The following is a 26,588-nucleotide window of genomic DNA, read 5'->3' as shown; positions in this document are numbered from 1 at the left end:
TCAGGACGAGCGCGGCTCGCGTCTTGTCGAGGCGGACCAGGCAGATCTCGCACCCGGTCAGTCACGGACAGGACTCGGAGCGCCGGCAGATTCCGTCGACGCCTTCCAAGCCCGAGTCTCGATGGCGCGCTCGAAGCGTCCGGTGCTGTCGGGGGGACCTACCTGAACCGATTCGGCGGATCCCACCCCGGCGTGCGCGGTCACGGGACGGCTCTGCGCCCCTCGGCTCGACCGTTCGCGTACCAGTGGCCCATACCGGCGTGGTAACCGTTGGGGCCGTAGGCGTTGCGCAGGTCCGCGTACTGGCCTAGGTAGAAGGCCGGCCCGAACTCGGCCGAGCCCTGCCGGCCCTCACTCATTCCATAGTTCGTGAAGTGGTCCAGCAGGGCCCATGCCTCCATCCCGGCCAGGTCCCCGTAACGGGAACGGTAGTAGCCGGCGTCGAAGAGCGTCGACCCTCGACGGCCCTCGAACCGGCCGTAGGAAATGAAGTGACTGATGGCTCCGGTGAAGTTGGTCGCCCCTCCGTAGGCGGCAGCGACGTCGCCGTTGTTGGCCATGTAGTAGCTGGGGTCGAACGTGGCCGAGCCAGCTCTGCCCCAGGGGATGCCATAGTTGAGCCAGTGCCATTGCACGTGGTCGTAGAAGTTCCCGCCCTGGGTGGCGACCTTGCCCTCCGCCCATGGCCGGACATCCGGGTAGGCCATGGCGTAGAACTTCCGGTCGAAGATGATTCGAGCGAGCCGCGGGTCCGACATGTTCGAGTTCAGGATGTAGTTGTACGGCTCGGAGCCCAACTGGGCGCGCCAGCAGTCGTTGTCACACACCGGCGGTGGCGGCGGGGGCGTCGTGCCTCCGCCGGGCGAACCCGGAGCCGGATTCTGCTTCCAGACCTGCACCCAGCTGACAGCGAAGTCCCCTGGGTTGGGGAAGGCCGTCTTCTGCTGGTCGATGTTGGTGAGGACCAGTCTGAGCGGACCGTCGCTGGTCGGGACGTAGCTCAGGCCCGGCACACCATCGAGGAAGTACTGGACGCTCTGGCCAGTCGTGTATTTCACGTGAACCGTGTGAAACCCGTTGTCCTGCGCCGAGGCCGCCTCTGCCGCCGCAAAACAGTACTTGTACCCCGTTCTTTGGGGTTTGTCAGTGCTGTAGTAAGCGGAGTTGAGGCCGTTGAAGTTGGTGCGGTTGACGGCCACGGACTCGCCCGCCTTGCCCTCGCAAGAGCTTGGACTGGCCTTCTTGCCGGCGTTCTCGATCACGTCGATCTCGTTGTAGCCGATCGAAGCGTTCAACCAGAAGGAACTGAGGTGCCCCTCGTCGCTGTGCAGTTTCACCCGTGCGGCGAAGATGTATGTCCCCGAGGGGAAATCTTGCTTCGAGGTCATCCTGCAATTCCACTTCGAGGGATCTGTGGAGCTCCACTTGACAGTTGGTTTGATCAGAACCCGTCCAACGTCTGCGCCCTTCCACGTCGGTTCGGCTGTGAAGCACCTCCCTCGAGAGGACGTGCCAACGTTGTCCCAGTTGGACATGTTGGTGTCCCTGAAGTCGTCGAAGAAGGTCGACACCCACGCAGGATCGTTCGGTGCTGGGAGCGAGCCGTCTGCGGCCTGCGCGACGACGGTCACCGCTGACACGGCAGCCGGTGAAGCTGTTGCCCCCACGGGGGCGAGTGCGGACGCCAGAATGGCCGTCCCGATCAGTGACGTGACGATCCTGCGTGCTCTCAAGATTCCCCCCTGCTCACGTGCCCCGCCCCTCTCGGCGACAGAGGCTCAGGCGCAGGGACTTCTTAGCGGGATTTCAAGGCCCGGGTCAAGACCGTCGGGGGCTTTGACCTGACGTCCCATCCACCGAGCACGAGCGCTGGTGTCGCGGTCGAGTAGGCGCCTTGCCCGGCCGTGTCGCTTCTCGGCGCTATCGTCCGTCGTTCGCGCCTTTGCGATGGCCCAGGACCGGCGGTGACCGCTCCGGATGACCCCTCTCGACGGAGAACCGAGCGACGTCAGCAACGAGGCACAGAGGTCAGAGCCGCACGCCCAGGAGCGCGTCGAGCGCCCGACCGAGCACGCCCGGGGCGCCGGGGTCGTCGCCGCCACGCGACAGTGCCTGGCTCGCCCACCGGTCGACCGCTTCGAGGGCACGCGGGCTGTCGAGGTCGTCGGCGAGGGCGGCCCGGATGTCGTCGACCGTCTGGTCCGCGACGGGACCGCCGTTGCCGGAGAGGGCCTCTCGCCATGTCGCGAGCCGCTGCTGGGCCTCGGCGAGCTGGCCGGCTGTCCACATCCAGTCATGCGAGTGGTGCCGGGCGAGCAGGGCGAGGCGGATCGCCATCGGGTCGACCCCGTCGCGCCGCAGCTGCGAGACGAGCACGAGGTTGCCCTTGCTCTTGCTCATCTTCTCGCCGTCCAGGCCGACCATCCCCTGGTGCACGAAGGAGCCTGCGAACGACGCCGAGCCGCTGAGGGCGCGCGCGTGGGCGGCACTCATCTCGTGGTGCGGGAAGACGAGGTCGGTGCCGCCGCCCTGCACGTCGATCGGCACGCCGAGGTGGTCGAGGGCGATGCAGGCGCACTCGATGTGCCACCCCGGCCGGCCGGACCCGAGCGAGCCGCCGTCCCACTCGGGCTCGCCCTCGCGGTGCGCGCGCCAGAGCAGCGCGTCGAGCCGGTTGTGCTTGCCCGCGCGGTCGGGGTCTCCCCCGCGCTCGGCGAAGACCTCGAGCATGCCGTCCTCGTCGAGGTGGCTGACCGAGCCGAAGCGCGGGTCCTTCGCGACGTCGAAGTAGTAGTCCTGCGCACCCGGGCGCGACGCGTCGGGGGCGGCGACGGCATACGCCCACCCCTGCGCGACGAGGCGCTCGATCGGGGGCACGAAGGTCGGGATGCTCTCGACCGCGCCGAGGTACTCGTCCGGCGGGATGACGGCGAGCGCCGTCATGTCCTCGCGGAAGAGCGCGATCTCGCGGGTCGCGAGGTGGCGCCAGTCGAGCCCGTCGCGCTCGGCCCGCTCGAGCAGCGGGTCGTCGATGTCGGTGATGTTCTGCACGAAGCGCACCGCGTGGCCGCTGTCGCGCAGCACCCGACCGAGCAGGTCGAAGGTGACGTAGGTCGCCGCGTGACCCATGTGCGTGGCGTCGTACGGCGTGATGCCGCAGACGTAGAGCGTGACCACGTCGCCACGAGCGGCGGGCACCAGCTCTCCGGATGCCGTGTCTCGGACCCGCACCTCGGGTGCGCGGCCGGGAACCTCTGGGATGAACGGCATCGGCCAACTTCTCACGCGCAGACTCTATCCCGGCGTCCACGGTGCCCCGCGCCCGGTGGCGTCCCGGCACGCGTGACGGTCCGGGTCCGGGTCAGAGTGGCGGCCAGGGCACCGAGGGCCAGTCGCGGCGCGGCTGCGGGTGCACGCCCCGCGCGATGAGCCGGCCCACCCGCTTCACGAGCGCGTCGACGTCGTCCTCCGGCAGCAGCTCGAGCAGCTCGGCGCGCACCAGGTCGTCGTCGAGCGCCCGACGCAGCTGCTCGAGCCGCTCGAGGTCGCGCTCCGGCAACGGCTCGCCGGCCCAGCCCCAGAGCACGGTGCGCAGCTTCGGCGTCGGCGAGAAGGTGACGCCGTGGTCGATGGCCCAGAGCCGACCGGCCTTGTCGCGCAAGCAGTGCGAGCCCTTGCGGTCGGAGTTGTTGAGGGCGGCGTCGAGCACCGACAGGGAGCGCACGTCGTCGGCGCCGGAGTGCACGACGGTGACCGCCGAGCCGGTCGGGGTCTCACCGTCGAGGACGGCGCGCCACCCGTCGGGGGTGCGGCCCTCGGGCACGAGGTCGACGACGACGTCGTCGGCCACCGGGTCGAACGGGTCACCGATCCAGAGCTGGACCGAGCCCGGGCCCAGCGGCCCGTCACGCATCACGGTGGGCGGCACGACGTGCCAGCCGCCGAGCCGCGAGACGACGTGCGCGGCCACCTCGCGCCCTGCCAGCGTGCCGTCGGGGAAGTCCCAGAGCGGCCGTTCGCCGCGCACCGGCTTGTAGATGACATGGCCACCGGGCACGCTCGAGATGCGTGCGACGACCGCGAGGTTGGAGGAGTCGGCCACCCGCCCCAGCACCTCGAGCTCGCCCGTCAGGTCGACGGGCGCCGGGGTGGTCTCAGCGCTTGTAGCCATTGGCCCGCGGGCAGATGTGGCCCGTGGGGTCGAGCGGGTTGCCGCAGAAGGGGCAGGGCGGCCGGCCGGCGGCGACGAGGGCGTTGCTGCGCCGCGCGAAGGCGCGCGCCTGCGCCGGCGTGAGGCTCACCCGGATCGAGTTGCCCGCCAGCGGCGCGACGGGATCCGCCGAGGCGTCGTCCTGCTCGTCCGGGTCGTGGTCGTGGCACTCGATGACGAGCCGCTGCCGGTCCTCGTCCCAGGCCAGCGACAGCGTCTGCACATGCCAGTCCTCGTCGAACGGCGTCTGCAGCGGGTCGGTGTCCTCGGGCGCACCGCCGGGCTCGCCGGGCTCCACGGCCGCGCCGGGCGCGAGCTGGTCGAGCACGTCGTTGACACGGTCGGCGAGGATCGAGACCTGCTGCTTCTCGAGGCCGACGGTGACCACGAGCGGGCCGGTGCTCGCCTGCAGGTAGAAGGCGCGCTGACCGGCCGGGCCGACGGTGCCGGCGACGAACCGGTCGACCGGGTCGAAGTCCTGGTAGGTCATGCTCCCGACCCTATCCGACGGCCTCGTCCGCTCCGGCTCCCGCTCCCCCGCCCACGACGGCGTCGCCCTCCGGCGTGGCCGGCCGCTCCGGCGGTCGCAGGCCGGCGAGGTCACCCCCGACGTCGTTGACCCGCAGCACGAAGGGCTTGCGGCTCGTGTAGCGCACGACGCTCACGGATGCCGGGTCGACGTGGATGCGCTGGAAGTCGTCGAGGTGGGCGCCGCTCGCGTCCGAGACGATGGCCTTGATGACGTCGCCGTGCGAGACCGCGATCCACACGGCGTCCGGGCCGTGCGACTCCCGCAGCCGGGCGTCGGTCTCGTGCACCGCCGCGAGCGCGCGCGCCTGCATCTGCGCCATCGACTCGGCCTCGTAGGCCTCCGAGTCCGGGAAGCGCACCTCGCTCGGGCGGTCCTGCACGACCTTCCAGAGCTCCTCCTTGGCCAGCTCCGCGATGGGGCGCCCGGTCCACGCGCCGTAGCGGCACTCCCCCAGCCCGTCGTGGACCGTGCGGGGCACGGCCCCCTCCAGCGGAGCCGTGAGCAGGTCGGCCGTCTGCACGCACCGCTCGAGCGGCGACGTGACGATCTCGGCCAGGGGCAGCCCGGCCGCCGCGAGGCGTCGGCCGAGCGCCGTCGCCTGCGCCTCGCCGGTCTCGTCGAGCAGCACGCCGGGAGTCCAGCCGGCGAGCGTGCCGGCGGTGTTCGAGGTGGAGCGCCCGTGGCGCACGAGCAGGACGGTGGGCACGCCGCCACCCTAGCCCGGCCGCTCCGGCGGGTTCGGCACGCCCTGGGCGCGGTCGGGCGCGCGACGTGGTGAAGTAGGGAGGTGATCGTGGACAAGGCCATCTACCGCGAGGGACGGCGCCAGGGGTGCGGCGACCTCAGCGACGAGCTCGACGTGCTGCGCCTCACCCAGGACGGCTTCCTGTGGATCGGCCTCAAGGACCCCACCGACGAGGAGTTCGACCTCGTCAACGAGGAGCTGCACCTGCATCCGCTGGCCGTCGAGGACGCGGTCAACGGGCACCAGCGCGCGAAGATCGAGCAGTACGAGACCTCGACGTTCGTCGTGCTGAAGACGCTGCGCTACATCGAGGCGACGAGCGACATCGAGACCGGCGAGGTGATGCTCTTCATCGGCGACCGGTTCGTCGTCACGGTGCGGCACGGCGAGGGCAACCCGCTCGCCGGCGTGCGCCAGAGGCTGGAGAACGAGCCTGACCGGCTCCACCACGGCGCGATGACCGTGCTGCACGCGGTCATGGACTCCGTCGTCGACAACTACCTCGTCGTCGACCGCGAGGTGCGCCGCGACCTCGAGCAGATCGAGGAGCAGGTCTTCGCCTCGCACCTCGGCGGCGACGCGAACACGATCTACCGCCTCAAGCGCGAGGTGCTCGAGTTCCGCCGGGCCAGCCAGCCGCTCGCCGACACCCTGACCCAGTTCATGGAGCGGGGCCGCGGGCGCACGCTCCCGGACGCGATCATGCCGTTCTTCCGCGACGTCGCAGACCACCTGCGGCTCGTCAACGACCACGTCGAGTCCTACGACCGCCTCCTGACCGACGTGCTGTCGGCGCACCTCGCGAGCGTCTCGGTCAAGCAGAACGAGGACATGCGGCGCATCTCGGCCTGGGTGGCCATCGCCGCGGTGCCGACGATGATCGCCGGCATCTACGGCATGAACTTCGAGCACATGCCCGAGCTCAGCGCGAGCATCCACCTCGGTGACGGCGAGTTCCAGTACGGCTACTTCGTCGTGCTGCTCGTCATGGGATCGGCGTGCGTCGGGCTGTTCCGGGCCTTCAAGCGCTCCGGCTGGCTCTGAGCGGGCCCGTCGCTCTGGGTCGCCGTGCTCGGGGTCGCCGTGCTCAGGTCGCCGTGATGACGTTCGTGGCAAGCACGACGACGAGCACGACCCCGAGCAGCACGCGGTACCAGACGAAGGCCATCAGGCTGTTGGAGGCGACGAAGCGCAGCAGCCACGCGATCGAGGCGAAGGCGACGACGAACGCCACGACGAGCCCGACGAGCACGGGGCCGACACCGAGGGCCGCCAGGCCGCTCTTCTCCCCGACGGCCTGGAAGAGGCCGGCCGCGGTGAGCGCGGGGATCGCGAGGAAGAAGCTGAGGCGGGTGGCCGTCACGCGGTCGATGCCGCGCGCGATGCCCGCCGAGATCGTCGCTCCCGAGCGGGAGACGCCCGGCACGAGCGAGAAGCACTGCACGAGGCCGATGACGAGCCCGTCGACCGGGCGCACCGAGTGCTCGCCCCGGAGCGTCCCCTGCGCCTCGAACCGACTGTGCATCCGCTCGGCGACGACCATGACGACGCTCCAGAGCAGCAGCGCGGCCGCGACGACCCAGAGGCTGCGCAGCGGTCCGGAGACGATGCCGCGGCCGAGGAAGCCCACGACGCCGACGGGGATCGAGCCGATGACGACCGCCCAGGCGAGGCCGTAGTCCGGGTCCTTGCGGGCCTCGACGGAGCCGAGGCCGCGGAACCACGCCACGGCGAAGCGCACGATGTCGCGGAAGAAGTAGAGCAGCGTGGCCGCGATCGCGCCGAGCTGGATGACGGCGGTGTAGGCCGTCACGGCCGCGTCGTCGACCTGCAGCCCGAGCAGCTTCTCGGTGATGGTGAGGTGCCCGGTGGACGAGACGGGGAGGTACTCGGTGAGGCCCTCGACGATGCCGAGGACGACGGCGTCGAGGTAGCTGAGGTCAGCCATGGGTCAGGGTGGGCCTTCCGCGCGGGGAGAGACGGGCGTGGCCGCCCACCCGTGGGTGGCAGCCGGTCGGGCACAGTCTCGCACCTCACCCCGAGCCTTCGGTGGGAGCCCGGGCCGGGCGCGGCGTCAGGCCGCCGGCCCCGGCGGCTCCAGGCCTGCGACGCGGGCGACGACGTCGAGCGTCGTCAGGGCCTCGTCGCGCGTCATGCCGCCGCCGACGGCGACCGACAGCGTCGTGACGCCGGCCGCCTCGTAGCGCCCGAGGCGGCTCGCCACGCGGGCCGGTGAGCCGAGCAGGGCTGTCTCGTCGATGAACTCGAGGGGCACGGCGGCGGCGGCCTCGCGGTGCCGGCCGGCCAGGTAGAGGTCCTGGATGCGGGCGGCGGCGTCCTCGAAGCCCATCCGGCAGGCGAGCTGGTTGTAGAAGTTCTGCTCGCGCGAGCCCATCCCGCCGATATAGAGGGCGCAGTAGTCGCGCACGTGGTCAGCGGCAGCCGCGACGTCGTCGACGAGGACGACGGGCGTCGTCGCCACGACGTCGAAGCCCGTCATGGCATGCTCGATCGGGCCGCGGCCACCGCGCCGTCGACCCGTCTCGAGGGCGGCGAGGAGGTCGCCGGCGTGCTCGGGGCTGAAGAAGATCGCGAGCCAGCCGTCGGCGACCTCGCCGGTCAGCTCGAGGTTCTTCGGGCCGACCGCGGCGAGGTAGACGGGGATGTCGGCGCGCACCGGGCGCGAGCCGAGCTTCAGCGCCTTGCCCGGACCGCCCGGCAGCGGCAGCGGGTAGTACGGGCCGTCGTGGCTCACCGTGTCGCGGCGCACGGCCGCCCGCACGATCTCGACGTAGTCGCGGGTGCGTCCGAGCGGGTGGCGGAAGGGCACGCCGTGCCAGCCCTCGCTCACCTGCGGCCCGGAGACGCCGAGGCCGAGGCGGAAGCGACCGCCCGACATGGTGTCGATCGTCGTGGCGGTCATGGCCGTCATGGCGGGCGTGCGTCCGGGGATCTGCATGACGGCCGACCCCAGGTCGACGTGCTCGGTCAGGGCCCCAATCCACGCGAGCATCGACGGGCTGTCCGACCCGTAGGCCTCCGCGACCCACACGCTGTCGTAGCCGAGGCGGTCCGCCGCCTGGGCCAGGGCCACCTGGTCGGCTCCGGTCGTGCCGCGTCCCCAGTACCCGAGATTCACACCGATCCTCATGTCCCGCAGGGTATCGGCGCCGACATCGACGTGGCGGGCGCCCGGCGCGGCGTGCCGCCCACTACCGTCAGGTCCATGCGCAGGCGTCTCGGCTCGTCCGGTCTTCCCGTCACCCCGCTCGCCCTCGGGACGATGCTCTGGGGCAACGCCGTCGACCGCCACGAGGCGGGCGAGCACCTGCGCGCCTTCGTCGACGCGGGTGGCAACCTCGTCGACACCGCCTACGGCTACGGCGGCGGGGACGCCGAGTCGATCCTCGGCGAGCTGCTCGACGGCACGGTTCCCCGCGAGGACGTCGTCGTCTGCACCAAGGCCGGCATCTCGCGCGCGGACGGCACGCGACGCGTCGACGTGTCGCGGCGGGGGCTGATGGCGCAGCTCGACACCTCGCTCGGTCGGCTCCGGAGCGACCACGTCGACCTCTGGCTCGTGCACACGTGGTCCGACGACGTGCCGCTGGCCGAGACGATGTCGGCGCTCGAGTGGGCCGTGACGTCCGGGCGGGCTCGCTACGTCGGGGTGTCGAACTACTCCGCCTGGCAGGCCACGCGCGCCTTCAGCCTGCTCGAGGCTGCTCGGATCCCGTTGGTGGCCAACGAGATCGAGTACTCCCTGACCTCCCGCGCACCCGAGACCGAGCTCGCCCCGGCCGCCGAGGCGCTCGGTTTCGGGCTCCTCCCCTGGTCACCGCTCGCGCGCGGCGTCCTCACCGGCAAGTACCGCAACGGCATCCCCTCGGGCTCGCGGGCGGGGTCCGCCGACTTCCCGAATTTCGCCGGCCGGTTCCTCGACGAACGCTCGTCGCGGATCGCCGACGCAGTGGCGATGGCGGCCCGCGGGCTGGGCACGTCGCCCGCCGAGGTCGCGCTCGCCTGGGTGCGCGACCGGCCCGGTGTGGCGGCGCCGATCGTCGGAGCGCGCACGTCCGGCCAGCTGCGCTCGGCCATCGCCAGCCTCGAGCTGGTGCTGCCCGACGAGATCGTGGCGGCCCTCGACGACGTGTCGTCGCCGGCCGCCGGCGCCCCGGGACGGCGCTGACCCCCGCGGACCACAGCCGGCCCAGCTGGTCTCGGCCGGTCCCAGGGTCGCTGCGCCGGGGTCAGGACCGCGTGGACGCCCCGTCGGTGGGGTGGGGACCGTCGTCGAAGTCCTCGTCCTCGTCGTCCTCGTCGTCCTCGTCGTCCTCGAGGTCGTCGTCCTCGTCGTCCTCGTCGTCCTCGTCGTCGTCGAGGTCTTCCTCGTCGTCGTCCTCGTCGTACTCGTCCGCGTCGAGACCGGCGTAGACGGCACCCTCCTCGCGGTCCTCGTCCTCGGGGCCGTCGAACTCGTCGCCGTAGATGGCGAGCGGGGTCGCCACCTCGGTCGCCTCGTAGAGCGCCTCGTCGTAGTCGTCGAAGGCCTCGGCGAGGTCCTGGGCGGCAGCCATGACCATCGGGTGGTCGGGGTCTCGGCTGGCGTTCGCCGCCTCGAGGTGGCGTTCGAGGGCGGCGATCAGCTGCTCGAGGGCGGCGCGGGGGTCCACGGTCATGGGTCGACCGTAGTCGACCCGTGGGGTGCTGAGAACCGCATCGACGTGACGGGACGGCGAACGCCCCCGCCGCGAGGAGATCTCGTGGCGGGGCCGTTCGGTCGTGCGGGTGGCCGGCTGGCGCCGGGCCGGGTCGGTCGCAGTCGGGTCAGAGCGGGGCCTTGACCGTGTCGGCGGCCGCGGGGGCCGTGATGTCGACGGGCTCGCCGTACTTGCTCATCGTCATGACCGCCTTGACGCCGGACAGGTCGAAGGTCACCTTGCGCAGGTGGTTCTCCTCGTCGAGCCAGGCGGTGTAGGTGATGGACGACGGGAGCTTGGTCGCGTCGGAGCCGAGCTGGGCCTGCATGGCCTTCGTGTCGAGCGTCAGGTCGTACTTGAACGTCTTGGCGCCGTCGACGGTGTCCTCGCCGACGTACTTGACGTCCGAGACCGCCGCGCCGAACTGGTCGTACATCTTCGACGGGTCCGCCTGGTTGAGCGCGTCGGCGAGCTGCTTGCCCGTCGTCGAGCTGCTGTCGATGACGGCCCACTTGCCCGCGGCGAGGCCGGGGAAGCCCTTCATGTAGACCTTCTTGTCGACGACGATCATGTCGAGCTTCATCGAGCTGCCCATGTCCATGCTCATCTTCATGGCCGGGTTCGACGCGTCGACCTTCGTGTCGCCCTCGATGGCGATCTTCTGGCCGGCGGCGTCCATCGTCATGCTCACGTGCGCCGACGTGGCGTCCTGGCCGGCCGACTTCATCGCCGCGACGAACGCGGCCTTGTCCTTGTACGGCTGCGCGGACGCGTCCGTGGTGGGCGCGGCCGAGCTGCTGGCGGCCGGCGTCTGGCTCTGGTTCTGGCCGGCCGGGGCCGGGCTCCCGTTCGAGCCGCACGCGGCGATGCCGAGCACGGCGGGAAGGACGATGACTGCTGCCGCGGTGCGGCGGATGTTCCACTTCATGACTGACCTCCTGGCCCCTGGACGCCGGGTGGGTCCGGGCGGTTCCCCCGACGGCCGCCCGTCCGCACCCGTCTCCGGGCCGCACGAGCGGTCAACTGACCCTCGAACCGTATCGCGCCGGCCGCTCGAACCGACCCACCACCGCGACCTTCCGGGGTGCGTCCAGGGTCGTCCCTGAGCTCGGCCTCGGGGATCACCCCGGCGGCGGGACGGCAGGAGCACCGGGGTGACAGAATGGTCGGCGATGACGGAGTACGAGTACCGGGTCCTCACCTTCGACCGCCACACGTCCAAGTCCCAGGCGCGGCAGGCGGTGCGTGAGCACGCCGAATACGGCCGGTGGGAGCTGTCGCGGACGGTGATCTACGAGGGCGGTGTCCGCCGGATGTGGCTGCGCCGGCGCATCATGCGCATCGAGCGCACGGCCTGAGGCCGCGCGTCCGCGCGGTGCAGCGACCGGCATACGGCCGCGGGTCAGCGGGTGGGTCGGCAGGTGGGTCAGCGGGTGGGTGAGCGGGCGCGTCAGCAGCTGCGCAGGAAGTCGCCGAGCACCCGTGCGCCGAAGCGGAGCGAGTCGACGGGCACGCGCTCGTCGATGCCGTGGAACATCGGGGCGAAGTCGAGGTCGGCGGGCAGGCGCAGCGGCGCGAAGCCGTAGCCCTGGATGCCGAGGCGCTGGAGCGCCTTGTTGTCCGTGCCGCCGGAGAGGCAGTAGGGCAGCACGGCCGCCTCGGGGTCCTCGCGCAGCAGCGCCTGCTTCATCGACTCGACGAGGTCGCCGGAGAACGGTGCCTCGAGCGCGACGTCGCGGTGCACGACCTCGACCTCGACGTGCTCCCCCGCCAGCTCGCGGATCGTGGCCATGAGCGCGTCCTCGTGACCGGGCAGGAAGCGGCAGTCGACGGCCGCGGTGGCCGTCTGCGGGATGACGTTGTGCTTGTAGCCCGACTCGAGCATCGTCACGTTCGCCGTGTCGCGCAGCGTGCCGCGCACGAAGCCCTGGGCGCCGCCGAGCGTGGCGAGGAGGGGCTCGAGGTCGGCGTCGTCGGCCGAGAGCCCGGTCATCGTGCTCAGGGTGTCGAGCAGCTCGCGCACCGAGGCGATGTACTCGCGCGGCCACTCGTGGGCGGCGATGCGCCCGACGGCGCCCGCGAGCCGCACGATCGCGTTCTCGTCGTTGGGCACCGAGCCGTGCCCCGCCCGGCCGTGCGCGCGTAGCCGCAGCCAGGCGATTCCCTTCTCGGCGGTCTGGAGCAGGTAGGCACGCTGCCGGCCCGTCGGCGTCGGCACCGTGACGCTGTAGCCGCCGACCTCGCTGATCGCCTCGGTGACGCCCTCGAACCACTGCGGGTGGTGGTCGACGAGCCAGTGGCTGCCGTACGTGCCGCCGGCCTCCTCGTCCGCGAAGAAGACGAAGGTCGTGTCACGGGCCGGCTTCGTGCCGGTGCGGGCGAAGTGACGGATGTTGGCGAGGATCATCGCGTCCATGTCCTTCATGTCGACGGCGCCGCGCCCCCAGATGCAGCCGTCGCGCTCCTCGGCGCCGAAGGGGTCGACCTGCCAGTCCGCGGCGTTCGCGGGCACGACGTCGAGGTGCCCGTGCACGGCCAGGCCCGGACGCGAGGAGTCCTCGCCCTCGAGCCGCACGACGACCGTCGCGCGCCCCGGCTCGCTCTCGAGCAGGGTGCCCTCGAGGCCGACGTCGGAGAGCTGGCCCATGACGTACTCCGCCGCCTCGCGCTCCCCCGGCCCCGAGCCGTCGCCGTAGTTCGACGAGTCGATGCGGATCAGCTCGGCGCAGAGCCGGGCGACCTCGTCCTCGGGCGCGGACGCCCCTGTCGCAGAGGGCGTCACGGGGCGGTCGGCGTCACTGTGGCTCATGCCGATCAGCGTATGCCGCACGCCCCACCGGGGCGCGTCCGCCCGGTTTGGTCTTTTGCACAGGCCCCGTGCTAACGTTTCGTCTCGCCGCAAGGGGCTCCCCGGAGTGCCTTGCAGATCACCTTGTCGGGGTGGCGGAATGGCAGACGCGCTAGCTTGAGGTGCTAGTGCCCTTAACGGGCGTGGGGGTTCAAGTCCCCCCCTCGACACCAACCGGTCCCGGGTCTTCGCTCGTCGAAGGCCCGGGACCGTTTCATGTCCCGGCCTCGCCCGGGCCGGACGTCGCGGTCGCCGCGGCCTCTCCTCGGTCGACGTCGTCGACGACGCCCGGGTCGAGCACGGAGAGCAGGGTGCGCACGTCCGTCCCCGCCTCGAGCGGGTGCCGCAGCGGGCGGTCGGAGCGCAGCGCGTACGTGTTGCGCCGGCCCTCACGACGCCGTCGCACGTAACCGGCCGCCTCGAGGTCCCGCACGATCCGCTGCACCGCCCGCTCGGTGATCCCCACCCGCTCGGCGACCTCGCGCATGGTGGCGGCAGGATCGCGGGCGATGCACACCAGCACGTGCGTGTGGTTGGACAGGAAGGTCCACCGGGTCGTTGACATGCGACAAGTATTTCGCCAATACTGTGTCGCACAAGGGGAGTATCCCGAAACGAGAGCGTCGTCACCCCGGTCGACCCCGACCCGGCGCCTCGACCGTGGCCCGTTCCGGTGGGAGAGACCTTCGACACCGTCGAAGGAGCCGCCGTGGACCACACGTTCGCCGTCCCCTGGTGGGCCTGGGCCGCCCTGGTCGCCACCATCGTCGTGATGCTGGGGGTCGACCTGCTCCTCCACCGGGACCACCACGAGATCGGCCTGCGCGAGGCGGCCGTCTGGAGCGGCGTCTGGATCGCCGTGGGACTCGGCTTCGGCGTCGTCCTGTGGGTCTGGCAGGGCCCCGACGTGGCCGGCACCTACGTCGCCGGCTACCTCATCGAGAAGGCGCTCTCGATCGACAACGTGTTCATCTTCGCCATGGTCTTCGCCGCCCTGGCCGTGCCACGGGCCCTGCAGCACCGGGTCCTCTTCTGGGGCGTCATCGGCGCCCTCGTCTTCCGCCTCGTCCTCATCTTCGCGGGCGTCGCCCTCCTCGAGTCCCTGTCGTGGACCGCCGTGCTGCTGGGCGTGCTGCTGCTCTACACCGCCTGGAAGATGGCCTTCCACCACTCGACCGACGTCGACCCGCAACGCAACCTCGTCGTGCGCATCGTCCGACGGGTCGTGCCGACGACGCCGGCCTACCACGGCGGGCGGTTCTTCGTTCGCATCGACGGGCGCCGGACGGCGACGCTGCTGTTCGTCGCACTCGTCGCCGTCGAGGCGACCGACCTCGTCTTCGCCCTCGACTCGGTGGCTGCCGTGCTCGCGATCACGACGACGACCTTCATCGTGTGGGCGGCCAACGCGTTCGCCGTCCTCGGCCTGCGCGCTCTCTACTTCTGCCTCTCGGGACTGCTGGTGCGGTTCGTGCACCTGCACTACGGGCTCGCCGTCCTCCTCGCCTTCGCCGGGGTCAAGCTCGTCCTCGCCGAGACGCCTGTCGGCAAGCTGCCGGTGGCCCTCACCCTCGGCGTCATCCTCGTCACGCTCGCGGCCAGCATCGTGACCAGCCTCTGGAGCACGCGCGGCACCGGTCCCACCCGCAGCGGGCTCCCCGACCGGACCACCACCGCATCCGCCATCTCCCGAGGAGGACACGATGACCATGACCGCCCATGACACGACCGGCGCTCGGCTTGCAGCCCTGCCGTCGCCGACACCCACCGACGTGCTCGCCCTCCAGTCCGTTCGGGACTACCCGGCGATCTCGGTCCTGTGCACCACGACCCCGGCTCCCGTCATGACCACCGGCGACCTCGACCGGCTCGAGGCGCTCGTCGAGGACGCCGTCCAACGTGTGCGCGCCGAGTTCGGCGACGTCGTCTGCGGTGCCGCCAGGGACGAGCTGGAGCGCCTGGTCGACGACACCAGACGACGACCGACCCGTGCGGCCGTCGCGCTCTTCGTCGCCGGTCTCCACTCCTCGGCCTGGGGCCTGCCCGAAGCCGTCGTCGACCGCGTGGTGGTCGACCCGACCTTCGCCACCCGTGACCTCGTGCGCGCGCTGCACCGGACACCGCGCCACGTCGTCCTCGTCCTGACGGAGCGCGAGGCGCGGCTCTTCGACGGCGTCGGCGACTCGCTGACGCCGGCCCACTCCACAGCGTTCCCCCTGGTCAGGCGAGACGACCGGGGACGCGCCACGTCGACGGGGGCCGACCGACGGACCGACGCCTTCCTCCGGACGGTCGACCGGGCGCTCGGCACGTACCTCAGGCTGCACCCGGCACCGCTCGTCCTGATCGGGACCGCGCGCACACTGGCTCGTTTCGGCGGGATCTCGGCCAACCTGCGCCGTCTGGCCGGGCGCATCCACGGGAGCCACGCACGGACGCCGCTGCCCGAGCTCGCTCGGCTGACGCGACCCGTCCTGGAGGCCTACCTGCGCTCCCGCGAGGAGGAGGCCCTCGCCCTGCTCGACGAACGGAGCGGCTCCGGCGCGGTGGCGACCGGCATGCCGGCGGTGTGGCTGGCGTCCCGGGCCGAGCGGCCGGAGATGCTGGCGGTCGAGGAGGGCCTCTTCTACCCGGCGCGGCTGAGCGCGGACGGCGACTTCCTGACGCCCGCCACCGACGTCGAGCACCCGGATGTCATCGACGACGCCGTCGACGAGGTCATCGAGGCCGTCCTGCGCCGGGGCGGCTGGATCGCCCTCGTCCGCGACGGTGCCCTGTCGACCCGGGAGCGGGTCGCCCTCACCCTCCGGCCGAGGGACCCACTTCGCTGATCCGCGGGCGTCGCCGACCTGCTTCGGTACTCTCGGGTCGTGGACGAGCACCCGCTGGCCCTGGCCGATGACCTCTACGACGTCATCGGGCTGCTCCGACGCCGCTCGGGCCGACTCGTCGGCTCGCCGCTGCCCCACCTCGCCCTGTCGGGTGCGCAGCTCGAGCTCGCGCGGGTCGTGCGCCGCAACCCCGGCATCACCGTCGCGGAGGCCGCCCGCGTCCTCGGGCTGGCCGCGAACACCGTCTCGACGCTCGTCGGCCAGCTCGTCACGGTCGGCGTCGTGGTGCGCGCCCGCGACACGACCGATCGACGTGTCGTCCGGCTCGAGCTGACGGCGTCGGCCCGCGAGGGACTCGAGCGGTGGCGCGATCGCAGAGCCGCTTCCACCGCCGCCGCTCTCGCCACCCTCGACGAGGTGGAGCGCGAGCGTCTCGCCGCCGCCCTGACCACGATCGCGCGGGTCGCCGCGTCGCTCACCGACGACGACGCGACCGTCACCGCCCTACCGCGCACACCGGCTGATCAGGCTCGCGCCTGACCGTACGCTGTGCCGCGTGACCTTCCTGCGCGCCCTGGCGACCCTCCTGCGGGGGCGCGGCTTCCGTCGCCTCTTCGCGAGCCGGGTCGCCTCGTCGTTCAGCGACGGCATCTTCCAGGTCGCCCTCGCGAGCCACGTCCTCTTCAACCCCGAGCAGGCTGCTGACGCCCGCGGCATCGCCATCGCGTTCGCCGTCGTCCTGCTCCCCTACAGCGCGCTCGGCCCGTTCGTCGGCGTGCTGCTCGACCGGTGGCCGCGCAGGCGCGTGCTCGTGGTCAGCCAGCTCGTCCGGGCCACGGCCATGCTGGGCGTCGCGGCGCTCGTCTCGGGCACCGACACGGGGCCGGCCTTCTACGCCCTCGTCCTGCTCGTCTTCTCCGTCAACCGCTTCATCCTCGCAGGGCTCTCGTCCGGCATGCCCCACGTCGTCACGCGGGACAAGCTCGTCAGCGCGAACTCCGTTGCGCCGACCTGCGGCTCGCTCGCCTACCTCCTCGGTGGGGCGGTCGGCACGGGCGTGCGCGCGCTCGGCAGCAGCGACGTCGTCGACGTGCTGCTCGCGGCCGTCGGGGTGCTCGGCGCCGCCTGGGTGGCCTCTCGCCTGCCCTTCATCGGTCCCGACGACACGAGCGGGGCACCCTCCGTCGGGCAGATCACGCGTTCGGTCGTCACCGGACTCGTCGAGGCCGTGAAGACGTTCCCGCACCGCGCCTGGCTCCTGCTCGCGCTCGTCTTCCTCACCCGCATCCCCTTCGGCTTCCTCCTGCTGCAGACGCTGCTCCTCTTCCGCGGCCCCTTCGAGGGCGGCCACGGCGCGATGGGCTTCGGCATCGCGGCCGGCGCCTCGGCCGTCGGCTTCGCGTCGGCCGCCTTCGTCACCCCGTGGCTCGCCCCGCGTCTGACGGCCGTGCCGTATGCCGCCCGCATGCTCGCCGTCGGCGCCGTCGTCTGCGCCCTCCTCGGTCCCTTCCTCACGCCGTGGAGCATCGTCGCCGTCTCCTTCGCCGTCGCGTTCACCTCGCAGTGCGTCAAGATCACCGTCGACTCGCTCCTGCAGGCCCACGTCGACGACCACCTCCTCGGCCGGGCCTTCTCGGCCTACGACGTCGTCTACAACGCCGGCATGGTCGCGGCCGCGGCGTTCGGCGCGCTCGTGCTGCCCGCGAGCGGCCTGGCGTGGTGGCCGCTGCTCGCGTTCGCGTGCCTCTACGGCGGGCTCGCGATGCTGCTCGCCCGGCTCTGGGGTCGGGCCAGCCGGCTCGACCTCGGCCGGTCCCCGGCCGGACAGTAGGCTGACCCGGTGCTTCCGGAGCTGACCGCCACCCGTTACGTGACGCCGCTCAAGGAGGGCGGCTCGCTGCCCGGCATCGTCGAGGCCGACGACGACGGCACCTACGTGCTCAAGTTCCGCGGCGCCGGGCAGGGCCTCAAGGTGCTCGTGGCCGAGGTCGTCGTGGCCGGGATCGCCCGCCTCGTCGACGTGCCCGTGCCCGAGCTCGCCGTCGTGCGCCTCGACCCCCGCATCGCCCGCTACGAGGCCGACGAGGAGGTGCAGGACCTGCTGACCGCGTCGGTCGGCACGAACCTCGGCGTCGACTTCCTGCCCGGCTCGCTCGGCTACGACGGGTCGCGGCCACCGGACGCCGACCTCGCCGAGCGGATCATCTGGCTCGACGCCCTGACGGCCAACGTCGACCGCACGTGGGCCAACCCCAACCTGCTCGTCTGGCACGGCCGCACCTGGGCCATCGACCACGGTGCGGCGCTCTACTTCCACCACTCGTGGCCGAGCCGCGCCCCGTCGCCGGAGCGCTTCGCGGCGCAGCCCTTCGACGCGAGCCGCCACGTGCTGCGCGACGTCGCCGGCGACGTGGCCCGTCGACACGACGAGCTGGCGGCGCGCCTGACGCCGGAGGCCCTCGAGGCCGTCGTCGCCGAGGTGCCCGAGGAGTGGCTCGAGACGACCGACGAGCTCGTGGACGCCGACGCGGTGCGGACGGCATACGGCCGGATGCTGCGCGCGCGCCTCGACGGGCCGCTCACCTGGGTGCCGAGCGGGGTCGCCGCGTGAACGCATACCAGTACGTGCTGCTCCGCCTCGTGCCGCGCGTCGACCGCGAGGAGTTCATCAACGTCGGCGTCGTGCTCTACTCGCAGGACGCCGGGTTCCTCGACGCGGCCTGGGAGCTCGACGAGGCACGCGCCGCGGCGCTCGCCCCGACGTGCGACCTCGACGGCGTGCGCTCGATGCTCGACCGCGTGCGCGCCGTGTGCCGGGGCGAGACCGGGCGGGGGCTGCCGACGCTCGAGAAGCCGGGCCAGCGCTTCGGCTGGATCATCGCGCCCCGCTCGACGGTCGTGCAGCCCGGGCCCGTGCACGGCGGACTGTGCGACGACCCCGCGGTCGAGCTCCAGCGCCTGCTCGGCCGGCTCGTGCGCCCCTGACGACCGGCGTCAGCGGCCGCGCAGCGCCCACATGGCGACGGCGCTCGCCGCCGCGACGTTGAGCGAGTCGACCCCGCCCGCCATCGGGATGCGGATCGTCAGGTCGGCGTCCGCGACGGTGCGGGCCGACAGCCCGTCGCCCTCGGCGCCGAGCAGGAGCGCGAGGCGCTCCGGCGGGTCGGACTCGAGGTCGGCGAGCGACACCGAGTCGTCCGAGAGCGCCATCGCGGCCACCTGCAGGCCGGCCTCGCGCAGCAGCCCGATCCCCTGCGGCCACGGGTCGATCCGCGTCCACGGCACCTGGAACACCGTGCCCATCGACACCCGGATCGAGCGGCGGTAGAGCGGGTCGGCGCAGCGCGGCGTCACGAGCACGGCGTCGACGCCGAGGGCGGCGGCGCTCCGGAAGATGGCCCCGACGTTGGTGTGGTCCACGACGTCCTCGACGACCACGACCCGGCGCGCACCGGCGATGACGTCGGCCACGGCGGGCAGCTCGGGCCGCTGAATCGAGGCGAGCGCGCCGCGGTGCAGGTGGAAGCCGGTGCGCGCCTCGATGACGTCGTGCGCCCCGACGTAGACCGGGATGCCGTCGGCCTCGGCGGCGTCGACGAGGTCGGCGAGGTCGGTGACCCACCGCTCGGCCATGAGGTAGGAGCGCGGCCGGTGACCGGCCGCGAGCGCCCGGCGGATGACCTTCTGGCTCTCCGCGACGTAGAGCCCCCGCTCCGGCTCCGTGCGCCGGCGCAGGGCGACGTCGGTGAGGGAGACGTAGTCCTCGAGGCGGGGGTCGGTGGGGTCGGTAATCGCGATCGGCACGCCCGTCAGGGTAGTGCGCCTTCTAGGAGCCGCTCGCCTCAGGGGAACCAGACGAGCTTGACGATGGCGACGACGCCGATGAGCACGATGAGCCCGCGCAGCACCGCCGGCGGGATGCGCCGCCCCACCTTCGCCCCGATGATGCCCCCGACGAAGGCGCCGACCGCGATGAGCAGCACGACGAGCCAGTCGATGTGGTCGCGGGCGAAGAGCACGAAGACGCCGGCGGCGACGAGGTTGACGACGAGCGAGAGGACGTTCTTGTAGCCGTTGAGCCGCTGGAGCGGCTCGAGGCTGAGCGCGCTGAGCAGGCCCATGAGCAGCACGCCCTGCGCCGCGCCGAAGTAGCCGCCGTAGACGCCGGCCACGAAGACGCCCGCGCCCATGGCGGGGGCGTGCCAGCCCGGCACCGGCCGGTCGGACCCCTCGGGGTGCACCCGCGCCTGGATCCGTGGACCCGCGAGCACGAGCACGAGCGCGACGAGGATGAGCACCGGCACGATGGCGCGGAACGCGGCGGCCGGCAGGACGAGGAGCAGGCCCGCCCCGGCCACGGACCCGAGGAACGAGAGCGGCATGAGCCGGCGCAGCACCGGCGCCTGGCCGTTCAGCTCGTGGCGGTAGCCCCAGGCGCCGGTGACCCCGCCGGCGACGAGGCCGATGTTGTTCGACACGTTGGCCACGAGCGGGTTGACGCCGAAGAAGAGGAGCGTCGGGAAGGTGATGAGCGTCCCGGAGCCGACGATGGTGTTGATGAGGCCCGCGCCGGTGCCCGCCAGCGCGACGGCGACGGCGGACCAGAACGACACCCGGTCACCCTACAGAGGGTGGCCGGGTGTCGTCGGTCGGAGGTCGTGCCGTCCAGCCGTGGGCCGTCAGCCCGTCAGGCCGTCAGGCCGTGCGGACGGCCGTGGCGCTCAGCGCGTGCCGGGCGCCTCCGTCGGGTTCTCGGGCAGGTCGGCCGGGGCCGGCGGCGCGATGGCCGGGGGCTCGGTGGCCTCCGGGACGGCCGGAACCGCCGGGGCCGCGACCGCCGGCGTGGACGGGGCGGCCGTCACGGGCTTCGTCTCGGCGTCGACGGCGTGGCTCGGTGCCTGCTGGCGGTAGAGCGGGGCCGCCTGCTCGGTCGACTCCGCGCTCGCCTGCGCGGCCTGGCCGCGGGCCTCGGCGAGCGCCTTGGCCGGGTCCTCGAGCACCGTCTCGGCGAAGGCGTCGTCGTCCGAGTCCCCCGGGTCGACCCAGGCCTCGTCGTCGCCGCCACCGGTCGGCGCGGTCTCGGCGCCACCGAGCGCGTTGCCGATGCCCTTGAGGGCGTCGGTCAGCTCGGACGGGATGATCCACATCTTGTTCGAGTCGCCCCGGGCGAGCTGCGGGAGCACCTGGAGGTACTGGTAGGCGAGCAGCTTCTGGGTGGGCTTGCCGCGGTGGATGGCCGAGAAGACCTGCTGGATGGCGCGGGCCTGGCCCTGGGCCTCGAGGATGCGGGCCTGGGCCGAGCCCTCGGCGCGCAGGATCTGGCTCTGCTTCTCACCCTCGGCCGTGAGGATGGCCGACTGCTTGAAGCCCTCGGCCGTGAGGATCGCGGCGCGACGGTCGCGCTCGGCGCGCATCTGCTTCTCCATCGTCTCCTGCACCGAGTGGGGCGGGTCGATGGCCTTGAGCTCGACGCGGTTGACGCGGATGCCCCACTTGCCGGTGGCCTCGTCGAGGACGCCGCGCAGCTGGCCGTTGATCTGGTCGCGGCTCGTCAGCGCCTGCTCGAGGTCGAGCGAGCCGATGACGTTGCGCAGCGTCGTCACGGTCAGCTGCTCGATGCCCTGGATGAAGTTGGCGATCTCGTAGACGGCCGCCTTGGCGTCCGTGACGGAGTAGTAGATGACGGTGTCGATGTTGACGACGAGGTTGTCGCTCGTGATGACGGGCTGCGGCGGGAACGTCACGACCTGCTCACGCAGGTCGATGTTCGCGCGCACCTTGTCGACGAACGGGATGAGGAAGTGGATCCCCGCCGTCAGCGTCTTGTTGTAGCTGCCGAGCCGCTCGACGATCTGTGCGGTCTGCTGCGGCACGATGCGCACGGTGCGCAGCACCACGACGATCGCGAGCAGCAGGATGAGCAACGGAATGATGAGTACCGGGTCCACGGGTTCCTCGACCTTCTCCCTGTGCGGTCCGCGCTCCCCCGAGGGGCGCGGCGTGTGCGAACGGTCCGGGTGGACCGCTCGGTGGTTCGTCTGGTGTCGTCGGTGCCTCAGCCCCCGACGAGGTGGGCGCGGCTGACGATGGCGGTGGCGCCGTCGATGGAGTCGACGACGACCTCCTCGCCGGGTTCGATGCTGTCGCCGAGGGTGCGGGCCGACCACGTCTCGCCGGCGAGCTTGACCTGCCCGCCCTCCGGGGTCACGCGGTCGAGGGCGACGGCCGAGCGACCCACGTGGGCCGCCGTCCCCATCAGCTGGGTCGGCGACGACGCCTGGAAGCGCTTGCGCAGCCAGGGACGCACGACGGCGAGCAGCGCGACCGCGACGAGCGCGGCCACGACGGCCTGCACCGCCGGTGGGGCTCCGAAGGCCGCCGCGACGGAGGCACCCGTGGCGCCGCCGGCGAGCATGAGGAAGGTGAAGTCGACGGTCAGGGTCTCGATGGCGACGAGCACGAGGGCCACGCCGAGCCACACCATCCATGCGTGCCCCTCGAACACGTGCAACACCCTGCCTTTGATCGGGTCGGCGCAGACACCGACGTCCCGTGCGTCACTCCTGTGACGTCATCAAGTCTGCCCCAGTTCCATCGGGTGATCGGTGGAGCCGGGCAACGGGACGGTCTCGATCACGAGGCGGCGCGCGCCGACCACCGGTCGCCGTGCTGCTCGAGCACGAGGGGCAGCCCGAACGTCTCGCTGAGGTTCTCGGCCGTGAGGGTGAGCGGGATCGGCCCGGCGGCGACGACCCGGCCGTCGCGGATCATCAGCACGTCGGTGAACGACGGCGGGATCTCCTCGACGTGGTGCGTGACGAGCACCATGGCCGGCGCCTCGGTGTCGGCGGCGAGCGTCCCGAGGCGTCGCACGAGGTCCTCGCGGCCCCCGAGGTCGAGGCCGGCGGCCGGCTCGTCGAGGAGCATGAGCTCGGGGTCGGTCATCAGGGCCCGCGCGATCTGCACGCGCTTGCGCTCCCCCTCGCTCAGCGTGCCGTAGGGCCGGTCCGCGAGGCGCTCGGCGCCGAGCGCCCGGAGCAGCTCCATGGCGCGCACGTAGTCCATCGGGTCGTAGCTCTCGCGCCAGCGACCGATGATGCCGTAGGACGCCGTGACGACGACGTTGCCGACGAGCTCGCCGGCCGGGATGCGCTCGGCCATCGAGGAGCTGGCGAGACCGATCCGCGGGCGCAGCTCGAAGACGTCGACGGCGCCGAGCACCTCGCCGAGGATGCCGGCCACGCCGCTCGTCGGGTGCATCCGGGCCGCGGCGACCTGCAGCAGCGTGGTCTTGCCGGCACCGTTGGCGCCCAGCACGACCCAGCGCTCGCCCTCCTCCACCTCCCACGTCACGTCGTCGAGGAGCGTGGAGGCACCGCGGCGGACGGTGACTCCGGCGAAGGCGAGGACGTCGCTCATGGCTCGACCCTATGGCACGGCCTCGGGGCCGCTGCGGCGGCGCACCCTACGATGGCGTCGTGTCCGAGCTGCCCGCCTCCGTGCGCCTCGCCCTGTGGATGACGGCATCGTGGCGGGGCGACCTCGACACGACGGCCGCGCTCGGCCGCGCCTTCCCCGACCTCGACCACGTCGCCGGTGACCTCGCCCGCCTGGACGTGTGGCGCGACCTCGGCGAGCGCGCCCTCTTCGTCGCGCTCCCCCGCCCGGGAGACCCCAGCCGGATGCCGCGGGGCTCGACCGCCGCGACCGCGCACGCGGCGGAGGCGGGCGAGTGCGTCTTCGTGGCCGGCCTCGGCGGGGTGCTCGTGCCCACCCTCAGCGAGTTCGGGCCCGAGGGCGACGTCGGCGTGCGCGCGGACTGGACCGCCTACGAGGCCGACCCGATCCCCCGTCACCGGCTCGAGATGCTCGACCTGCGCGACATCGAACGCGGCCTGCTGCTGCGACTGCGCGAGCACACCGAGCGCTTCGAGCAGGTCGGCGGCCACCCGTGGGGCGACGAGGCCCGCGCCGAGGCACAGGCCGACCTCGACACGGCCCTCTGGGGCATCCCGCCGGCGACCTCGGGCCGCGCGCTGCGCATCATGTCGCTCGCGGCGAACCTCTCCCGCCTCGCGCACCGGACCCTCGGCCTGACCTCGCTCGGCTCCGGCGGCCTCGACGCGGGCACGGTGCGCACCCGGGGGATGCTCCTGCGCGACCTCGCCGGGGACGCCGACGCGGCCCTCGCCGACGCCACGAACGTGGCCGTCATGTCGATCGCCGGCTGGCGACCGGCCTAGTCGGGGGCGCCGGAGCCGCCTGCTCCACCGGAGGAGTCCGCCTCGAGCCGGGCGACGACCGCCCGGGCGTAGGCGCGCTCGGCGTCGATGTCCGCGTGGCGCTCGGTGCCACCCGCGGGCGTGACGACGGTGACGGCATACCCGCCGTCGAGCTGCTCGAGGGAGACGAACGCGTCCCCGAGCAGGTCGCGCAGCTGCTCCTCGCGCGGGAGCCACACCACCTTGGCCTGCTCGACGCTGTCGAGCGCCCACTCGGTCGTGCCGTTGAAGCCGATGACGTCGCCGGTGCTGAAGTGGTGGACGTCGACCGTGAGGTCGCTGATGACGAAGACGTCCTGCTCCATCCCGTCGACGGGCACGACGAAGCGGTCGCCGGAGGCAGGCTGCCAGGTGAGCCCCGCGTCGGCGAGGCGGCGGGCCAGCTCGATGGTCAACATGGGCACCATCGTCACATCGACGCGGCGAGGCGCCAAGCAACCCTAGATTTGCTGCATGACCCAGCCCTCGCAGCAGTCCTCGCCACCCACCCTCGACGTCCTCGCCGACGAGGCCTTCGAGCGCATCCTCTGCGTCGCGGCCCATCCCGACGACCTCGAGTACGGCACGGCGGCGGCCGTGGACCGCTGGGTCCGGGCCGGCAAGCACGTGACGTACCTGCTCGTCACCCGCGGCGAGGCCGGCATCGACACGGTGCCGCCCGCGCAGGCGGGCCCGTTGCGCGAGCAGGAGGAACGCGACGGGGCGGCACGCGTCGGGGTGGACGTCGTCGAGTTCCTCGACGGGTTCTCCGACGGCGTCGTCGAGTACGGCCTGCCCCTGCGACGCGCCATCGCCCGCGAGATCCGCGTCCGCCGCCCCGACCTCGTCGTCACGGCGACGTATGCCGACCGCTTCCCGAACGGCGCCGTCAACCAGGCCGACCACCGCGCCGTCGGGCTCGCCGTCGTCGACGCGCGGGCCGACGCCGGCAACCGGTGGATCTTCCCCGACCTCGTCGACGAGGGGCACGACCCCTGCGCGGTCCCACGTGTGCTCGTCGTCGCCGACCCGCACCCGACGCACTTCGTCGACGTCTCGGACCACCTGGACACAGCCATCGCCTCGCTGTCGGCGCACGCGGCCTACCTCGAGGCCCTCGGCCCCGACTACCCCACGCCCGCCGAGCTGCTCGGGTCCGTGCTCGGCGCGCCGGCCGAGGCCACGGGCGTGCCGTATGCCGTCACGGGTCGCCTCATCGGCTGACGGCGGTGCGCGGCGCGCTGCGCGGTCCGCCGCGTCAGGGGCCGAGGACGGTGCGGTAGACCTCGAGGGTGCGGTCGCCGATGGAGTCCCACGAGAAGGAGTCGACAGCCCGTTGCCGACCGGCGCGGCCGAACGCGCGGGCGCGCTCGACGTCGGAGACGGCCTCGTTGAGCGCCGCGGCGAGGTCGGCGACGAAGCGCTCGGGGTCGACCGGCGTCCCGGTGCCGTCCTGCACCTGCTCGATGGGCACGAGCCAACCCGTCTCGCCGTCGACGACGACCTCGGGGATGCCGCCGGTGGCGGTGGCGACGACCGCGAGCTCGCACGCCATGGCCTCGAGGTTGACGATGCCGAGCGGCTCGTAGACCGAGGGGCAGGCGAAGACGGTGCCGTGGGTGAGCAGCGCCGCGACCTCGTGGCGCGGCAGCATGTCGGCGATCCACACGACGCCCTCGCGACGGGCCTTGAGCTCGTTCATCAGGCCCTCGACCTCCGCGAGGATCTCCGGGGTGTCCGGTGCCCCGGCGCACAGCACGAGCTGGACGTCCGGCGGCAGCTCGGCGCAGGCCCGCAGCAGGTAGGGCAGACCCTTCTGACGGGTGATCCGCCCGACGAAGACGACCGACCGGCGGTCGGGGTCCACACCGTGCCGGCGCACGATGTCGGCTGCCTCCGGCGAGCGGTCGGCCGACCACATCTTCGCGTCGATCCCGTTGTGCACCACGTGAACCCGGTCGGGATCGAGCGAGGGGTAGCTGCGCAGGATGTCGTCGCGCATGCCGGCGCTCACGGCGACGACCGCGGCGGCCGCCTCGTAGGCCGTGCGCTCGGCCCAGGACGACACGCGGTAGCCGCCACCCAGCTGCTCGGCCTTCCAGGGGCGCATCGGCTCGAGCGAGTGCGCGGTCACGACGTGCGGCATGCCACCGAGGAGCGACGCGAGGTGCCCTCCGAAGTTCGCGTACCACGTGTGGGAGTGCACGAGGTCGGCCCCGACGCAGTCGCCGGCGAGGCTGACGTCGACGCCGAGCGTCTGCAGGGCCGCGTTGCTCGCGGCCAGCTCCGGCAGGTCGGGGTAGGCCGTCGTGCCGGCCTCGTCGCGGTCGGCGCCGAAGCACCGCACCCGCACGTCGACGTCGCCGCGGGCGCGGAGGGCCCGCACCAGCTCGGCCACGTGCACACCGGCCCCTCCGTAGACCGCCGGGGGGTACTCCTTGCTGAGGATGTCTACGCGCAC

General features: G+C 72.4%; 29 protein-coding genes and 1 tRNA gene. 12 read left to right on the top strand and 18 right to left on the bottom strand.

Annotation, left to right across the window (positions count from 1 at the left end; genetic code table 11):
• Window positions 1–200: 200 nt before the first annotated feature.
• The 5 genes from ABT295_RS01425 to ABT295_RS01405 form a co-directional block, all read right to left on the bottom strand.
• Window positions 201–1,571 carry a hypothetical protein gene (locus ABT295_RS01425; RefSeq protein ID WP_352392641.1) on the bottom strand — a complete coding sequence of 457 codons (1,371 nt, stop codon included), beginning with the start codon at window positions 1,569–1,571 and terminating at the stop codon, window positions 201–203.
• 457 nt (window positions 1,572–2,028) lie between these two features.
• Complete coding sequence (gene mshC, locus ABT295_RS01420) at window positions 2,029–3,285, bottom strand: cysteine--1-D-myo-inosityl 2-amino-2-deoxy-alpha-D-glucopyranoside ligase (protein ID WP_352392640.1); 1,257 nt, start codon at window positions 3,283–3,285, stop codon at window positions 2,029–2,031.
• 76 nt (window positions 3,286–3,361) lie between these two features.
• Complete coding sequence (locus tag ABT295_RS01415) at window positions 3,362–4,171, bottom strand: SCO1664 family protein (RefSeq protein ID WP_352392639.1); 810 nt, start codon at window positions 4,169–4,171, stop codon at window positions 3,362–3,364.
• Entirely contained in the window at window positions 4,155–4,700 is a 546-nt protein-coding gene (locus tag ABT295_RS01410) for a DUF3090 domain-containing protein (protein ID WP_352392638.1), read from the bottom strand. Before ABT295_RS01410 ends, ABT295_RS01415 begins: the two co-directional genes overlap by 17 nt.
• 10 nt (window positions 4,701–4,710) lie before the next feature.
• Window positions 4,711–5,448, bottom strand: coding sequence for a histidine phosphatase family protein (locus tag ABT295_RS01405; RefSeq protein ID WP_352392637.1), 738 nt, complete (start codon window positions 5,446–5,448; stop codon window positions 4,711–4,713).
• Between the two features lie 81 nt (window positions 5,449–5,529).
• Between ABT295_RS01405 and ABT295_RS01400 the strand changes: the two genes are divergently transcribed.
• Entirely contained in the window at window positions 5,530–6,531 is a 1,002-nt protein-coding gene (locus tag ABT295_RS01400) for a magnesium and cobalt transport protein CorA (protein ID WP_352392636.1), read from the top strand.
• 43 nt (window positions 6,532–6,574) lie between these two features.
• Here the strand turns inward: ABT295_RS01400 and ABT295_RS01395 are convergent, their stop codons facing one another.
• On the bottom strand, window positions 6,575–7,435 hold the full coding sequence (locus ABT295_RS01395; protein WP_352392635.1) for an undecaprenyl-diphosphate phosphatase: 861 nt from the start codon (window positions 7,433–7,435) through the stop codon (window positions 6,575–6,577).
• A gap of 126 nt (window positions 7,436–7,561) precedes the next feature.
• Window positions 7,562–8,638, bottom strand: coding sequence for an LLM class F420-dependent oxidoreductase (locus tag ABT295_RS01390; protein ID WP_352392634.1), 1,077 nt, complete (start codon window positions 8,636–8,638; stop codon window positions 7,562–7,564).
• A 75-nt stretch (window positions 8,639–8,713) separates the two neighbouring features.
• On the opposite strand from ABT295_RS01390, the gene ABT295_RS01385 reads away from it, so the two are divergent.
• Window positions 8,714–9,676 (top strand): aldo/keto reductase, encoded by a 963-nt coding sequence (locus ABT295_RS01385; RefSeq protein ID WP_352392633.1) that lies wholly within the window; start codon window positions 8,714–8,716, stop codon window positions 9,674–9,676.
• Window positions 9,677–9,737: 61 nt separating this feature from the next.
• Here ABT295_RS01385 and ABT295_RS01380 read toward each other — a convergent pair whose 3' ends face one another.
• Window positions 9,738–10,166, bottom strand: coding sequence for a hypothetical protein (locus ABT295_RS01380; RefSeq protein WP_352392632.1), 429 nt, complete (start codon window positions 10,164–10,166; stop codon window positions 9,738–9,740).
• A 148-nt stretch (window positions 10,167–10,314) separates the two neighbouring features.
• The gene (locus ABT295_RS01375) at window positions 10,315–11,115 is read right to left on the bottom strand and encodes an SCO4651 family lipoprotein (protein ID WP_352392631.1); all 801 of its coding nucleotides are present in this window, start codon (window positions 11,113–11,115) and stop codon (window positions 10,315–10,317) included.
• A gap of 244 nt (window positions 11,116–11,359) precedes the next feature.
• On the opposite strand from ABT295_RS01375, the gene ABT295_RS01370 reads away from it, so the two are divergent.
• Window positions 11,360–11,545: a DUF5703 family protein gene (locus tag ABT295_RS01370; RefSeq protein ID WP_345508894.1), complete on the top strand. Its 186-nt coding sequence runs from the start codon at window positions 11,360–11,362 to the stop codon at window positions 11,543–11,545.
• 92 nt (window positions 11,546–11,637) lie between these two features.
• Here ABT295_RS01370 and ABT295_RS01365 read toward each other — a convergent pair whose 3' ends face one another.
• Window positions 11,638–12,996 carry a M20/M25/M40 family metallo-hydrolase gene (locus ABT295_RS01365; RefSeq protein WP_352392630.1) on the bottom strand — a complete coding sequence of 453 codons (1,359 nt, stop codon included), beginning with the start codon at window positions 12,994–12,996 and terminating at the stop codon, window positions 11,638–11,640.
• Between the two features lie 125 nt (window positions 12,997–13,121).
• Here ABT295_RS01365 and ABT295_RS01360 point away from each other — a divergent pair.
• Window positions 13,122–13,208 (top strand) — tRNA-Leu (locus ABT295_RS01360).
• A gap of 41 nt (window positions 13,209–13,249) precedes the next feature.
• Here the strand turns inward: ABT295_RS01360 and ABT295_RS01355 are convergent.
• Complete coding sequence (locus tag ABT295_RS01355) at window positions 13,250–13,600, bottom strand: winged helix-turn-helix domain-containing protein (protein WP_352392629.1); 351 nt, start codon at window positions 13,598–13,600, stop codon at window positions 13,250–13,252.
• A gap of 144 nt (window positions 13,601–13,744) precedes the next feature.
• Between ABT295_RS01355 and ABT295_RS01350 the strand changes: the two genes are divergently transcribed.
• Genes ABT295_RS01350 through ABT295_RS01325 form a run of 6 tightly spaced genes read left to right on the top strand, consistent with a single transcriptional unit; the run spans window position 13,745 to window position 18,851 of the window.
• Window positions 13,745–14,758 (top strand): TerC family protein, encoded by a 1,014-nt coding sequence (locus ABT295_RS01350; protein ID WP_352392628.1) that lies wholly within the window; start codon window positions 13,745–13,747, stop codon window positions 14,756–14,758.
• A complete protein-coding gene (locus tag ABT295_RS01345) occupies window positions 14,739–15,866 on the top strand; it encodes a baeRF3 domain-containing protein (protein WP_352392627.1) in 1,128 nt (375 codons plus the stop codon). The genes ABT295_RS01350 and ABT295_RS01345 overlap by 20 nt, the downstream gene beginning before the upstream one ends.
• A gap of 39 nt (window positions 15,867–15,905) precedes the next feature.
• The gene (locus ABT295_RS01340) at window positions 15,906–16,406 is read left to right on the top strand and encodes a MarR family winged helix-turn-helix transcriptional regulator (RefSeq protein ID WP_352392626.1); all 501 of its coding nucleotides are present in this window, start codon (window positions 15,906–15,908) and stop codon (window positions 16,404–16,406) included.
• 16 nt (window positions 16,407–16,422) lie between these two features.
• Window positions 16,423–17,697 carry an MFS transporter gene (locus tag ABT295_RS01335; RefSeq protein WP_352392625.1) on the top strand — a complete coding sequence of 425 codons (1,275 nt, stop codon included), beginning with the start codon at window positions 16,423–16,425 and terminating at the stop codon, window positions 17,695–17,697.
• A 9-nt stretch (window positions 17,698–17,706) separates the two neighbouring features.
• Complete coding sequence (locus ABT295_RS01330) at window positions 17,707–18,477, top strand: HipA family kinase (RefSeq protein WP_345508901.1); 771 nt, start codon at window positions 17,707–17,709, stop codon at window positions 18,475–18,477.
• On the top strand, window positions 18,474–18,851 hold the full coding sequence (locus tag ABT295_RS01325) for a DUF3037 domain-containing protein (protein ID WP_352392624.1): 378 nt from the start codon (window positions 18,474–18,476) through the stop codon (window positions 18,849–18,851). Before ABT295_RS01330 ends, ABT295_RS01325 begins: the two co-directional genes overlap by 4 nt.
• Window positions 18,852–18,860: 9 nt before the next feature.
• Here ABT295_RS01325 and ABT295_RS01320 read toward each other — a convergent pair whose 3' ends face one another.
• The 5 genes from ABT295_RS01320 to ABT295_RS01300 all read right to left on the bottom strand — a co-directional run bounded on the left by ABT295_RS01320 (window position 18,861) and on the right by ABT295_RS01300 (window position 23,285).
• The gene (locus ABT295_RS01320; protein ID WP_352392623.1) at window positions 18,861–19,670 is read right to left on the bottom strand and encodes a TrmH family RNA methyltransferase; all 810 of its coding nucleotides are present in this window, start codon (window positions 19,668–19,670) and stop codon (window positions 18,861–18,863) included.
• A 38-nt stretch (window positions 19,671–19,708) separates the two neighbouring features.
• Window positions 19,709–20,479, bottom strand: coding sequence for a sulfite exporter TauE/SafE family protein (locus ABT295_RS01315; protein WP_352392622.1), 771 nt, complete (start codon window positions 20,477–20,479; stop codon window positions 19,709–19,711).
• 108 nt (window positions 20,480–20,587) lie between these two features.
• A complete protein-coding gene (locus tag ABT295_RS01310) occupies window positions 20,588–21,814 on the bottom strand; it encodes an SPFH domain-containing protein (protein ID WP_352392621.1) in 1,227 nt (408 codons plus the stop codon).
• Window positions 21,815–21,921: 107 nt separating this feature from the next.
• Window positions 21,922–22,371 carry an NfeD family protein gene (locus tag ABT295_RS01305; RefSeq protein ID WP_352392620.1) on the bottom strand — a complete coding sequence of 150 codons (450 nt, stop codon included), beginning with the start codon at window positions 22,369–22,371 and terminating at the stop codon, window positions 21,922–21,924.
• Between the two features lie 128 nt (window positions 22,372–22,499).
• A complete protein-coding gene (locus ABT295_RS01300; protein WP_352392619.1) occupies window positions 22,500–23,285 on the bottom strand; it encodes an ABC transporter ATP-binding protein in 786 nt (261 codons plus the stop codon).
• Window positions 23,286–23,344: 59 nt separating this feature from the next.
• On the opposite strand from ABT295_RS01300, the gene ABT295_RS01295 reads away from it, so the two are divergent.
• A complete protein-coding gene (locus tag ABT295_RS01295; protein WP_352392618.1) occupies window positions 23,345–24,109 on the top strand; it encodes an Rv1486c family protein in 765 nt (254 codons plus the stop codon).
• Here ABT295_RS01295 and ABT295_RS01290 read toward each other — a convergent pair.
• Entirely contained in the window at window positions 24,106–24,546 is a 441-nt protein-coding gene (locus ABT295_RS01290) for a pilus assembly protein CpaE (protein WP_352392617.1), read from the bottom strand. The two genes, ABT295_RS01295 and ABT295_RS01290, sit on opposite strands and share 4 nt — an antisense overlap.
• Before the next feature lie 55 nt (window positions 24,547–24,601).
• On the opposite strand from ABT295_RS01290, the gene ABT295_RS01285 reads away from it, so the two are divergent.
• Window positions 24,602–25,351: a PIG-L deacetylase family protein gene (locus ABT295_RS01285; protein ID WP_352392616.1), complete on the top strand. Its 750-nt coding sequence runs from the start codon at window positions 24,602–24,604 to the stop codon at window positions 25,349–25,351.
• Window positions 25,352–25,385: 34 nt separating this feature from the next.
• On the opposite strand, the gene glgA is transcribed toward ABT295_RS01285, so the two are convergent.
• Window positions 25,386–26,588 carry a glycogen synthase gene (gene glgA / locus ABT295_RS01280; protein ID WP_352392615.1) on the bottom strand — a complete coding sequence of 401 codons (1,203 nt, stop codon included), beginning with the start codon at window positions 26,586–26,588 and terminating at the stop codon, window positions 25,386–25,388.

Origin of the sequence: Terrabacter sp. NPDC000476, from assembly GCF_040300125.1 — a bacterium.
Classification (GTDB): domain Bacteria; phylum Actinomycetota; class Actinomycetes; order Actinomycetales; family Dermatophilaceae; genus Terrabacter.
The sequence above is the reverse complement of the archived record's forward strand: the minus strand, read 5'-3'. Positions and strand labels throughout refer to the sequence as shown.

Coding starts and splice junctions, on each gene's coding strand:
- ABT295_RS01415 (WP_352392639.1), bottom strand. CDS start 4,171: ATGGCTACAAGCGCTGAGACCACCCCGGCGCCCGTCGACCTGACGGGC.
- ABT295_RS01410 (WP_352392638.1), bottom strand. CDS start 4,700: ATGACCTACCAGGACTTCGACCCGGTCGACCGGTTCGTCGCCGGCACC.
- ABT295_RS01395 (WP_352392635.1), bottom strand. CDS start 7,435: ATGGCTGACCTCAGCTACCTCGACGCCGTCGTCCTCGGCATCGTCGAG.
- ABT295_RS01390 (WP_352392634.1), bottom strand. CDS start 8,638: ATGAGGATCGGTGTGAATCTCGGGTACTGGGGACGCGGCACGACCGGA.
- ABT295_RS01385 (WP_352392633.1), top strand. CDS start 8,714: ATGCGCAGGCGTCTCGGCTCGTCCGGTCTTCCCGTCACCCCGCTCGCC.
- ABT295_RS01380 (WP_352392632.1), bottom strand. CDS start 10,166: ATGACCGTGGACCCCCGCGCCGCCCTCGAGCAGCTGATCGCCGCCCTC.
- ABT295_RS01375 (WP_352392631.1), bottom strand. CDS start 11,115: ATGAAGTGGAACATCCGCCGCACCGCGGCAGCAGTCATCGTCCTTCCC.
- ABT295_RS01370 (WP_345508894.1), top strand. CDS start 11,360: ATGACGGAGTACGAGTACCGGGTCCTCACCTTCGACCGCCACACGTCC.
- ABT295_RS01365 (WP_352392630.1), bottom strand. CDS start 12,996: ATGAGCCACAGTGACGCCGACCGCCCCGTGACGCCCTCTGCGACAGGG.
- ABT295_RS01355 (WP_352392629.1), bottom strand. CDS start 13,600: ATGTCAACGACCCGGTGGACCTTCCTGTCCAACCACACGCACGTGCTG.
- ABT295_RS01345 (WP_352392627.1), top strand. CDS start 14,739: ATGACCATGACCGCCCATGACACGACCGGCGCTCGGCTTGCAGCCCTG.
- ABT295_RS01300 (WP_352392619.1), bottom strand. CDS start 23,285: ATGAGCGACGTCCTCGCCTTCGCCGGAGTCACCGTCCGCCGCGGTGCC.
- ABT295_RS01290 (WP_352392617.1), bottom strand. CDS start 24,546: ATGTTGACCATCGAGCTGGCCCGCCGCCTCGCCGACGCGGGGCTCACC.
- ABT295_RS01285 (WP_352392616.1), top strand. CDS start 24,602: ATGACCCAGCCCTCGCAGCAGTCCTCGCCACCCACCCTCGACGTCCTC.